General features: G+C 61.0%; 8 protein-coding genes. 6 read left to right on the top strand and 2 right to left on the bottom strand.

Annotation, left to right across the window (positions count from 1 at the left end):
• Window positions 1-265: 265 nt before the first annotated feature.
• Together Q0J60_RS00505 and Q0J60_RS00500 are read left to right on the top strand one after the other, a co-directional pair.
• Window positions 266-1,822 carry an NAD(P)/FAD-dependent oxidoreductase gene (locus tag Q0J60_RS00505; RefSeq protein WP_294438241.1) on the top strand — a complete coding sequence of 519 codons (1,557 nt, stop codon included), beginning with the start codon at window positions 266-268 and terminating at the stop codon, window positions 1,820-1,822.
• Window positions 1,819-2,571, top strand: coding sequence for a glutamate synthase (locus tag Q0J60_RS00500; RefSeq protein ID WP_294438240.1), 753 nt, complete (start codon window positions 1,819-1,821; stop codon window positions 2,569-2,571). The genes Q0J60_RS00505 and Q0J60_RS00500 overlap by 4 nt, the downstream gene beginning before the upstream one ends.
• Window positions 2,572-2,687: 116 nt before the next feature.
• On the opposite strand, the gene Q0J60_RS00495 is transcribed toward Q0J60_RS00500, so the two are convergent.
• Window positions 2,688-3,671 carry a hypothetical protein gene (locus tag Q0J60_RS00495; protein WP_294438239.1) on the bottom strand — a complete coding sequence of 328 codons (984 nt, stop codon included), beginning with the start codon at window positions 3,669-3,671 and terminating at the stop codon, window positions 2,688-2,690.
• Window positions 3,672-4,231: 560 nt separating this feature from the next.
• Between Q0J60_RS00495 and Q0J60_RS00490 the strand changes: the two genes are divergently transcribed.
• The gene (locus Q0J60_RS00490; RefSeq protein ID WP_294438238.1) at window positions 4,232-4,882 is read left to right on the top strand and encodes a hypothetical protein; all 651 of its coding nucleotides are present in this window, start codon (window positions 4,232-4,234) and stop codon (window positions 4,880-4,882) included.
• Window positions 4,883-5,026: 144 nt separating this feature from the next.
• On the opposite strand, the gene Q0J60_RS00485 is transcribed toward Q0J60_RS00490, so the two are convergent.
• Entirely contained in the window at window positions 5,027-7,117 is a 2,091-nt protein-coding gene (locus Q0J60_RS00485; protein WP_294438237.1) for a glutamine synthetase III, read from the bottom strand.
• 239 nt (window positions 7,118-7,356) lie between these two features.
• On the opposite strand from Q0J60_RS00485, the gene Q0J60_RS00480 reads away from it, so the two are divergent.
• The 3 genes from Q0J60_RS00480 to tsf all read left to right on the top strand — a co-directional run bounded on the left by Q0J60_RS00480 (window position 7,357) and on the right by tsf (window position 10,633).
• Complete coding sequence (locus tag Q0J60_RS00480) at window positions 7,357-8,487, top strand: SLC13 family permease (protein ID WP_294438236.1); 1,131 nt, start codon at window positions 7,357-7,359, stop codon at window positions 8,485-8,487.
• Between the two features lie 436 nt (window positions 8,488-8,923).
• Window positions 8,924-9,679 carry a 30S ribosomal protein S2 gene (rpsB, locus tag Q0J60_RS00475; protein ID WP_294438235.1) on the top strand — a complete coding sequence of 252 codons (756 nt, stop codon included), beginning with the start codon at window positions 8,924-8,926 and terminating at the stop codon, window positions 9,677-9,679.
• A gap of 96 nt (window positions 9,680-9,775) precedes the next feature.
• Window positions 9,776-10,633, top strand: coding sequence for a translation elongation factor Ts (gene tsf, locus Q0J60_RS00470; protein ID WP_294438234.1), 858 nt, complete (start codon window positions 9,776-9,778; stop codon window positions 10,631-10,633).
• Window positions 10,634-10,658 lie beyond the last annotated feature (25 nt).

The following is a 10,658-nucleotide window of genomic DNA, read 5'->3' as shown; positions in this document are numbered from 1 at the left end:
CAATTCGGCATGTGTTCCCGCGGGTTCGGCATTCGCTCCCGCGGGTTCGGCATGTGTTCCCGCGGGTTCGGCTTCGACTGAAGCGTCGCTCGCCCCAGACCTTTCCAAGGTCGCTGTCTCTTCTCGCGCCGCCGATGCCCCGTTTGGCTCTTTGGACACGAGCGTTTCATGCGATTCGGAGGCTTCATACGCATCGGAAGCTTCCGCAAGGATCGCCACGACGAAGGAGGCAATCGCTGGCTCTGTTGCCTCTTTGGTCGCAACGATGCCGGCGACGCACGAGGACCGGCTTTCAGCCGACTACCTGATTATCGGCAACTCTGCCGCCGGCATCGCTGCGGCGGAAACGCTGCGGGCGTGCGACGGGCAGGCGCGCATCCTCATGGTGTCCGACGAGCCGTATCCCGCGTATGGCCGTCCGCTTATCTCGTATCTGCTCGAAGGCAAAACCGATGGCGCCCATCTTGGCTACAAGAGTGACGATTTCTACGCGTCGCGCGGCATAAAGACCCTGTTCGGGCCAGACCATAAAGTGGTCAAGCTCGACCCCGTTGTCCATGAGGCCGCCTGCGTGGATGGCTGCGTGATCGCGTACGGGAAATGCCTGCTCGCTACCGGAAGCGTGGCGTTTGTGCCCGACATCGAGGACATGGAGGGGCGCTCCAACGTGCACCGCTTCATGACGCTCGACGACGCGCTGGGCGCCTGGGAAGATGCGATCGAGGCCACCGAGCGCGCCCATGCCGAGGGCAGGGAGAGCCGCGCGGTGGTGGTTGGCGGCGGCCTTATCGGGCTGAAGGCTGCCGAGGCCCTTTCGCACCACGTGGATGACGTGGTGGTGTTCGAGCGCAACAAGCGCATTCTTCCCGCCGTGCTCGATGCTGAAGGCGCGGGCATGGTGGCGCGCATGCTCTTGCAGCGCGGCATCGAGTGCCGGCCGGGCGTGAGCGCCGAGGCGCTTCTGGGCGAGGGCGACCGCGTGACCCATGCGCGCCTGACCACCGGCGAAGACTTGCCCTGCGACATGGTGGTTGTGGCGGTGGGCGTGCGACCGGCATCGGCGCTTGCGGTCGAGGCGGGCGCAGAGCAGGGCAGGGGCCTGGTGACGGGTACCGATTTGCAGACGACGCTTCCCGATGTGTATGCGGCGGGCGACGTGACGCAGGTGACCGATCGCCTCACCGGAGCGCAGCGTCCGCTTGCGCTGTGGCCGAACGCCGTGGAGCAGGGACGGATTGCTGCGTTGCATATGGCGGGTGTGGCCGATGCGCCCGCATTTGTGGACTCGTTCGCTATCAATGCGGTCGATTTCTACGACATATCGCTTCTGACCTCGGGGATCATCAACCCGCCAGAAGACGAGACGGCGCATGCGGAAAGCTTCGCGCAGCTTCTGGGGGAGGGTTGCGACGCCGATGCCGTATATAGGTCATACGCTGTGGAGGATGGCGATGCCTATGCGAAATTCGTCGCGCGTGACGGCAAACTCGTCGGGTACGTGCTGCTCAACCGTCCCGAAGGAGCGGGCGTCTACACTGCTATGATCGAAAACGAAGCGACTCTCGCGTCGCTTGACGCCTCCGTATTCGACCGCGCGCCGCAGAATCTCGATTTTGCGAAGGATGCGCGCTGGGCGAGGCTCCATAAAGGATATCCCTCCAACCGTCAGAGAAACGGCTGGCCGCGCGATACCGCTGCAGCATCCGCTTCGACTGCGGCCGGCACATGCGGAACCCCCGGAACCCCTGTGGACTCCTCCTCCATGCAATGCGACCGGGTCCCGGCCGGCTCGTGCTCTCCGAAAGAAGGTGCCCAATCATGATGACATCCATCGAAAACAGCAAGGCGGTCGTCACGCTCGGCACCGCCCATTTCAAAGAGGCCAACGAGGCCGTGCGCGCCGCGCTCGACGCCACCGATACCGTTGAGCTGCGCGACGTGTTCGCCCAGCGCTATCTTGGCTGCGGCATGCCGGCGGGCAAGCGGCTCGAGATCCACGGCGTTCCCGGAAACGACATGGCGTGCTACATGGACGGCGGCTCCATCGAGGTGTTCGGCAACGCTCAGGACCAGGTGGCAAACACCATGAACCACGGCGATATCGTCATCCATGGGCGCGTGGGCGACGCGGCGGGGTACGGCATGCGTGGCGGCCGCATCCTCGTGCGCGACGGTTGCGGGTGGCGCGTGGGCATCCATATGAAGGAGTTCGGCGCACATCGACCCGTCATCGTGATCGGTGGCGATGCGGGCAGCTTTCTCGGTGAATACATGGCGGGCGGCATCATCGTGCTGCTCGGACACGCTGGCCCGTATGTCGCGCGCGGCATGCACGGCGGTGTGATCTATCTCCGCCATGCGCTCGATGAGTGCGATGTGCCTGATGGCGTGGTGCAGGAGCCCGTCGACGAACAGGATCGCGCCATCCTCGCGCGCCTCCTCGGCGAATACAACGCTGCCTTTGCAGACGATTTCAGGGCCGCAGACGGCCACGCCAATGCATCGGCAACAGACGAGTTCGTCCGCCTGCGCCCCGCCACCTCCCGCCCCTACGCCAACCTCTATACGTAGGTCGGAGCTTGTCACGCCACATTCGGCCCGCTTTCTCAAACAAATCCCGTCATTTTGACGCTAAAACTCGCCAATGGAGGCAAAAACAGCGTCAAAATGACGGGATAACTGCATGCTTAAGCAACGTGGGGAATGCCATAGTGGTTCATGAGCGTAACAAGGGGGAGCCCGAGTCGCACGTCATCGTAGGTGAATCTCATGACGCGTAGGCCGGTTGAGGTGAGGGCGGCCTCTCGGTTGCGTTCTTGGCGCAGCGTCTGCAGAACGCTGTGGTTTTTGAGCATCTGCTCATCTTCGAGCTTCACCATTCCGTCGAATTCTCCTGCGACATCGGATTGACCGCTCAATCGCCAAAGGAAATCAACCCTGTACGTTCTTCCTTTGTAGAGGGGATGGGGGATTGGCGCTTGTAGTTCGGGCAGTGCGAATCCCTCCTCGATCATGACAGCCCGTGCCATTGATTCGCCGCCACTTTCGCTTAGGGGGTTAGCGTGTAGGGCGATTTTGGATGCTTTAAACGCTCCGTATTGGCCGCTTGATTCAATAAGGTCGAGAAACTGCCGTTTGCTTATATCGAGGTTGCGTAGAGCCGAATCGGCTATGGGCAGCCCTTCGGTCAAGCTTAAGCGAAAGAGACAATCTATCGTTGTTTCCAAGAGGGGTGTTACGGGAATTCCTTGCACGTATGCAGGCTCAAGCTCTTTCTTACAGTGATGCACGATGATGCCTCGGCTCTTTTGGCAGGTGGGGCCAATATGGGCGACATGGATTTGATTGAGCAGGCGGTTTGGCACGTAGAGGCCATGAAGGGCTGCTGCGGTATAAAAGCTAAACACCCATTCAGGATGAAGGGTGTGCAGTCCTCGCGCCATCCAAAGCGCGCGGTCGTTCGGTGAAAGGCTGCTCCATGTATCGGTGCGGGCATAAAGGCTGCGATGGGGAGAGCGGACAAGGTCGGATCTTAGGTATTTCTGCAAGGCGCTCTTATCTGCTCGATTGAGTGGTGCGAGGCACGATTGACGCGCCTCTGCCTCAGTTAGCAAAGAATCGATGCGTTCGGTGACGAAACGGTGCATGAGGCCTCCGATCTGGGAAATCATAAGGTTGCAACCTTCGGCTTTCTAGAAATACCCTACCATGCAAACCTTGCCGAACCCTTGCGAAAACCTTGCCGCAATCTTGCCCGAAACTTGCTCGAATTCCTTCTTGATCCACGTTGATCCTGGCAAAACCTCGCCGAGGTTGTCTTCGGCCTTTTACTGGATTTTCATCAGATTGCCGTAGAACTCTAAGAGTCCACCGATGCTCTTCTTTGTTTGAACCGACAACGGTTCTGATTCGGAGCATTGTGAGGGCACCTCATCCATTGTGGGAGGCTGAGAGCTATTCGCCCGCTGGGCATGGGTGAGCGTTTGAGTATCTCGCCTGCCGTACGGGCCAGAGGGCGCCTTCTGCTTGGCTCCGCCTGTTGCTTGCGCTCATCATGTCTTTGGAGCAGGAAAAGAGAAACTAGTGCCTTAATCTGGTAAAATGGCATAAGTAAGTTCGGCAAAGGAGATGCTCGTGACAACAGTCCTCTAGCCAATTCGATGAAAAGAACGAATGCGAAGGCGCAAGACGCGCCTTGGTTTCTGCGCTCGAAATGGAAAGAGGAATAATCATGCTGCATAACGATTGTTATAACCCGGATGTCTCTTATGCTTTGGCTCGCGATGCGGCGTTGCGCGTTCTAACGGACTCTTGTATCAAAGATGCCGTTTTTCTCGTAGGAGGGCTTGTGCCCTGGATGGCCTCCGGGGGCAATTCGCCACGATTGCACGGCGATGTAGATTTTACTGTTCCGATTGATGCCATGCCGACTGTGCGAAGGTGGTTGATGGAATCGGGATTGTACGCCGCCGCTCTTGATTCCCAAAATTTGCGATGCAATGCGGCCCGTGCCGACTACGGAGTGCACGCTTTAATCGATGGCGTGATCGTAAGCTTTTGCCCGTTCTATTTTGAAGGGCGCACGTTGCACCAGCGCAATGCCTCGCTGCTGTGCGCCGATGGTTTTGAGGCGTTGTTTGCCGCCGACATCGAAGGCATCGATGAGAAAGACTATATCGAGAAGCGCGTTTTGCCTGATGGTGGGAAGATAGGGAGTTCAACGCTTGAGGCGTGTCGCGCTGCAAAGGTTTGCAGCGACCGCCCGAAAGACCAGATTGACATTGCTGAGATTGATCGGCTGGGATACGACGAGCAGCGTTTCGAGCGGTTGCGTTCCGCCTTTGAGGCCATGACAATCACATGCGTGGCGCACGAAAATTAGCTTTGGCTGATACCGCCATACAAATCCCGTCATTTTGACGTTATTTTTGCCATAATGGGCGTGTTTTAGCGTCAAAATGACGGGAAAACTTAGGGAAGAGAGCGGGGCGGTTGCCGATTGCTGGCAACGCCCCCCGCTGCGGTGTTAGCAGTAGAACAGCATGTCGTCGTAGGTGGGGACGGGCCAGTAGTCGGCCGCTACGATGCGCTCCATCGCGTCGACGGTGGCGCGCAGCTCGCTCATCGCGGGAGCCACCTCGTGCGCGTACACGTTGGCGCGCTCCTGGAAATCCTCCTGCGTCTCGGCGACGGCGTGAATGGAGGCAAGCGCGTCAAGGCTCTCATAGATGGCGTGCACGCCCCGCGTCAGCATGTCGAGTTCGCGCTGCTCATCCTCCATCGGTGCCGCCGGCGCAACCCGAACGATGGTGTCGATGCCCTTGGCGATCTTGGTGGCATAGGCGCTCACCTGCGGCAGATACGTGCGACGCGCCATGCGCTCCATCGTGTTGGCCTCGATGTTCATGCGCTTGCAGTATTTCTCCAGCTTGACCTCGTAGCGGCTGCGCGCCTCGGTCTCGGAGAGCACGCCCATCTCCTTGAAGAGCTCCAGGTTCTTGGGTGCCACGAAACACGGCAGCGCGTCGGCGGTTGTGGGCAGGTTTGCCAGGCCGCGGCGCTCGGCCTCCTCGTGCCATTCCTCGGAATAGCCGTTGCCGGCGAACAGGATGCGATGGTGATCGGTGAGCGTCTGCTTGATGTAGGCGAGCGCCGCGGAGGGGAATTCGTCGGCGGGCACGTCTTCCAGCGCGTCGGCGAAGCTCTTGAGCGACTTGGCCACGGCGGTGTCGAGCACCATGTTGGCATCGGACACGTTCACGGCCGACCCCGGCATGCGGAACTCGAACTTGTTGCCCGTGAACGCGAAGGGGCTGGTGCGGTTGCGGTCGGTGGCATCGCGCTGCAGGTTGGGCAGCACGTCGACGCCAAAATCGATCAGCGTATGCGTGGCGTGCGGGGCGGGCGCGCCGGCGACGATCTTGTCCACGATCTCTTGCAGCTGATCGCCCAGGAAGATGGAGATGATAGCCGGCGGCGCCTCGTTCGCGCCCAGGCGATGGTCATTTCCGCAGGTGGCAACGCTCATGCGCAGCAGGTCCTGATAGTCGTCCACCGCCTCGATGATGCAGGCGAGGAACACCAGGAACTGCAGGTTGTCCTCGGGGGTGTCGCCGGGGTCGAGCAGGTTGGCGCTTTCGGTGGCAAGCGACCAGTTGTTGTGCTTGCCGCTTCCGTTGATGCCCTCGAACGGCTTCTCATGCTGCAGGCACACCAGGCCGTGGTGGCTGGCCAGAAGGCGCATTTCCTCCATGATGAGGAGGTTCTGGTCCACTGCCACGTTGGCGTTGGCGAACACCGGCGCGAGCTCGTGCTGGGCGGGCGCGACCTCGTTATGCTTGGTCTTGGCGGGAATGCCCATGGCCCACAATGCGTCGTCGAGCTCCTTCATGAACGCGTTCACCGTGGGGCGGATGGCGCCGAAGTAGTGCTCCTCGAGCTCCTGGCCCTTGCACGGCGGCGCGCCGAACAGCGTGCGGCCCGTCATAATCAGGTCCTGACGCTTGGCGTAGTCATCCTCGGGAATCAGGAAATACTCCTGCTCGTTGCCGATGGTGGGCGTGACCGAACGCGGGTGCTTGCCGAACAGCGCCAGCACGCGCTTGGCCTGCGCGTCGATGGCGGCCATGGAGCGCAAAAGCGGCGTCTTCTTGTCCAGCGCCTCGCCGGTGTAAGAGCAAAACGCGGTGGGGATGCACAGCACCTCGTCCTTGATGAACGCCGGAGAAGTGGGGTCCCATGCGGTGTAGCCGCGCGCCTCGAAGGTTGCGCGCAGGCCGCCGTTGGGGAAACTCGACGCGTCGGGCTCGCCTTGCACGAGTTCCTTGCCGCTGAACTTGGCGATGGCGGTGCCGTCGCCCACGGGCTCCAGGAATCCGTCGTGCTTCTCGGACGTGATGCATGAAAGCGGTTGGAACCAGTGCGCGTAGTGCGTGGCGCCGCGCTCGAGCGCCCACTCCTTCATGGCGTGAGCCACGGCGTTCGCCACGTCGAGCGCGAGCGGTTCTCCCTCCTTGATGGTGCGGTTGAGCTGTTTGTACACATCCGATGGCAGATACTTCTTCATCATGTGGTCCGAGAAGACCATGGTGCCGAAGCGCTCCTCTAATGCAGTCATGGACGGTCCTTTCTCTGCTTCATTTGTATGACCCGCTTGGTATCAGCTTATGCGCGGCCTGTTTCGCCGTAGTTGCGCGCTTGTTGCAGAAGGGGGACGATTCCGTTTCGTGCGGGTGACGAGCATGTTTCCAGTGAGGAACGGCTGTGTTTCCGTCAGGAAAACATGGAGGTAGGAGGCGTTGAGCCTTGCGCCGGCTTGCCGGCATCCTTGAGCATCGGGGCGTTTTCTTATATATAATGTTCGGCATGCTTGACGGAATCATTTCATTCTTACGACGCGAAGCGGTGCTGTGCATCGCTTTTCTGTGCGCGGCCGTTTCGTTCGCGTTCGTGCCGTTCGACGCCGCCCAGGTGACTGCCTCCGTTGACGTGCGCGTTATCGTGCTCCTGTTTTGCCTCATGGCGACCGTCGCGGGCCTTAAAGAGTGCGGCTTGTTTTCGTGGTGCGCGGCAAAGCTGCTTGCTCGGGGCGAATCGGTGCGCGTCGTGGCATTCATCCTTGTGATGCTGCCGTTTTTCGCCTCCATGCTCGTGACGAACGATGTGTCGCTTATCGCGTTCGTGCCCTTCGCCATCATGGCGCTTGGCGCCGCCGGCCGGGCTGATCTTATCGTGCGCGTGTGCGTGCTGCAGGCGATCGCCGCCAATCTGGGCGGCATGGTTACGCCGGTGGGTAATCCGCAGAATCTCTTTATTTACACGCATTTTCATATCGGGCTCATGGATTTCTTCGCGGCGCTGCTTCCGTTCGCGCTGCTCACGTTCGTGCTGCTCGGTGCGGCGTGCTTAGCGCTAGGGAAGAGTCCCGTCAGCGTGCGCATCCCCTGCGACGAGACGCGCATCGCCAGGAGGCGGTTCGCGTTCCACCTGGCACTGTTTGCGCTGTGCCTTCTGTGCGTGGCGCGCGTGCTTTCGTACCAGGTGCTGCTGGTTGTGGTGCTAGTTGCCTTGCTCGCGTTTGATCGAAAGACGTTTAAGCAGGTCGACTACGGCCTTCTGGGCACGTTCGTGTGCTTTTTCGTGTTCTCTGGCAACATCGCCCATATCCCGGCGGTGTCGGATTGCTTGCGAGGGCTAATGGACGCGCATCCGCTGCTTACCAGCGTCGCGGCGAGCCAGGTGATAAGCAATGTTCCCGCTGCCGTGCTGCTTGCGGGTTTCACCGACAACTGGCATTCGCTTCTTCTGGGCGTCGACTTGGGCGGCTTGGGTACGCCCATCGCGTCGCTTGCAAGCCTCATCGCGTTCAGGCTGTACATGCATACGCCCGGCGCGCGTGCGGGGGCGTTCATGAGGGAGTTCGCTTGCGCCAACGTTGCCGGTCTGGCCGCAATGCTCGGGCTTTACGCGCTACTGTTCGTTCTGTGAGCAAGGGGCTGTCCACAGTTGGGCTTGCGAGGGCGGAGGTGCAGCGAGCACGAGGGCGCCTACGCGGGCGCGGCGCGCAAAAGCGTGGCGTATACGCGGGTGCGGCGAGCATAGGCGAGTGCGGACGGGAGCGGGCAAACATGGATAGGCATGGATAGGCATGGATAGGCTTTGGCAAACATAGGCAGGCGCGGACGGGAACGGGGCAAGGATGGGCGCCATGATGCGCACCCGGCCGACTCCTTATTTTGGCTTGGCTTTGCGAAGTCGCTGTAAAGCCGCAAAATTCCCTCTTGCGCGCACGCGGCCAGGCGCTATAATGCAACGGTTTCTATTTATCACATGCTTGCGCGACCCACGCTCGCGAGTGGCCACCCGAAAAAGGCTGCGAGCACGGGGAAGACCGCAGGCAGAGGCTTAACGAATGGAGAGTGCAATGACGAAAGTCAGCATCAAGACCCTGCTCGAGGCAGGCGCCCACTTCGGTCATCAGACCCGCCGCTGGAACCCCAAAATGAAGCCGAACATCTTCGGCAGCCGCGGCGACATCTACATCCTTGATCTCAAGCAGACCCTCATCGGCATGGACCAGGCCTATACCTTCGTGGAGCAGACCGCTGCCAAGGGCGGCACCGTGCTGTTCGTGGGCACCAAGAAGCAGGCCCAGGAGGCCATCGCCGCCGAGGCCGACCGCTGCGGCATGCCCTACGTGAACGCCCGTTGGCTGGGCGGCATGCTCACCAACTTTGTGACCATCCGCTCCCGCGTGGCCCGCATGGAGGAGCTCGAGGCCATGGAGACCGACGGCCGCATGGAGGTTCTGCCTAAGAAGGAGCAGATCATCCTGCGCAAGGAGCTCGCCAAGCTGCAGACCAACCTCAACGGCATCCGCAACATGAAGAAGATCCCCGACGCCATCTTCGTCGTGGACACCAACCGCGAGCAGCTGGCCATCAAGGAGGCCAAGCGCCTGGGCATCCCTGTGGTGGGCACCCTGGACACCAACTGCGACCCCGATGACGTCGAGTACGGCATCCCCGCCAACGACGACGCCATCCGCTCCGTCAAGCTGCTGTCCACCTTCATCGCCGACGCCGTGATCGCCGCCACCGGCGCTCCCGTGCTCGAGGAGGAGATGCTCGCTCAGGCTGGCGAGGCTGAGGCTGCTGCCGAGGCTCCCGCTGCCGAATAGCGAACCGCTTGTGAGCAGTGCCGCCCGGATCGCAAGTCTGGGCGGCTCGTTTGAGAAAACGCCCGCGTAATTTTCGAAGAGAAAAGGAATCCAAACATGGCTATTACCGCCGCTATGGTTAAGGAACTGCGCGAGATGACCGGTGCCGGCATGATGGAGTGCAAGAAGGCGCTCACCGAGGCCGAAGGCGATATGGACAAGGCCGTCGACGTGCTGCGCACCCGTGGTCTGGCCGCCGTCGCCAAGAAGGCCGGCCGTGCCACCAACGAGGGCACCGTCATGGCTCTGGTCTCCGAGGACGGCAAGACCGGCGCTGTGGTCGAGCTCAACTGCGAGACCGACTTCGTGGGCATGAACGAGAAGTTCAAGGCCTACGCCGAGAAGATCGCCCGTGCTGCCATCGCCGCCAAGCCCGCCGACATGGACGCCCTCAAGGCTGCCGAGGTCGACGGCGAGACCGTCGAGGCTGTCATCACCGACTGCATCCACGTGATGGGTGAGAACACCCAGCTCGCTCGCTTCGCCGTGGAAGAGGCCGGCGCTGTTTCTTCCTACATCCACATGGGTGGCAAGATCGGCGTTCTGGTTGCCTTCGACGTCGACGGCATCGACGTGACCTCCGACGAGTTCAAGCAGTACGGCCGCGACGTTGCTATGCAGGTGGCCGCGGTTTCCCCGATCGCCGCTAACCGCGAGCAGGTTGACCCCGCCGTGGTCGAGCACGAGATGGGCATCTACAAGGCTCAGGCTGCTGAGTCCGGCAAGCCCGAGGCCATTCAGGAGAAGATCGCCACGGGTCGTCTGGAGAAGTTCTTCAAGGAGCAGTGCCTCACCGAGCAGGCCTTCGTGAAGGACCCCGACCAGTCCGTCGCTCAGTACACCGACGCTGTTGCCAAGAAGCTCGGCGGCACCATCAAGGTCGTCGACTTCAAGCGCTTCGCCCTGGGTGAGTAGTTTTTAAGGCCGTTCTTCCGAACGG

Origin of the sequence: uncultured Slackia sp. (assembly GCF_944321625.1) — a bacterium.
Taxonomy (GTDB): Bacteria; Actinomycetota; Coriobacteriia; order Coriobacteriales; family Eggerthellaceae; genus Slackia.
Note: the sequence above shows the minus strand (reverse complement) of the source record. Positions and strands in the feature narration are given on the sequence as shown.